Source organism: Paenibacillus tyrphae (assembly GCF_027925525.1).
In the GTDB taxonomy this organism is placed as follows: Bacteria; Bacillota; Bacilli; order Paenibacillales; family NBRC-103111; genus Paenibacillus_G; species Paenibacillus_G tyrfis_B.
This window is the reverse complement of sequence record NZ_BSDJ01000112.1, coordinates 1-340: the sequence shown is the minus strand read 5'-3', so window position 1 is coordinate 340 and position 340 is coordinate 1. Positions and strand designations below refer to the sequence as shown.

Annotated in this window: 1 protein-coding gene; it reads left to right on the top strand. The window is 46.8% G+C overall.

The features are described from left to right. Positions 1–13 precede the first annotated feature (13 nt). On the top strand, positions 14–340 hold a 327-nt coding region (locus QMG93_RS35095; RefSeq protein WP_281944534.1), incomplete at its 3' end, for an IS110 family transposase.

The following is a 340-nucleotide window of genomic DNA, read 5'->3' as shown; positions in this document are numbered from 1 at the left end:
AGGGATCGGCGATATGACGCTGGCTACCTTATATAGCGAAGCCGGTGATCTTAGACAATTCCAACACGGATCGCAGCTTCTTCGGTTGGCAGGTTTACATCTATCTGAGAATAGCTCGGGGCTTCGTAAAGGAGAAGTAACCATTACCAAACGCGGCAGATCCGGCCTTCGTCGCATCTTATATTTAACCGTTTTGCATCTAGTCGCTGCCAATCCAGAATTTAAAGCACTCCACGAACACAATAAGCATGTCAAGAAAATGAAGGGAATGCAGTCTTTGATGAAGCTTTGCGGAAAACTCGCTCGCATCCTAGTTGCCCTAGCAAAGGATAACCAAACC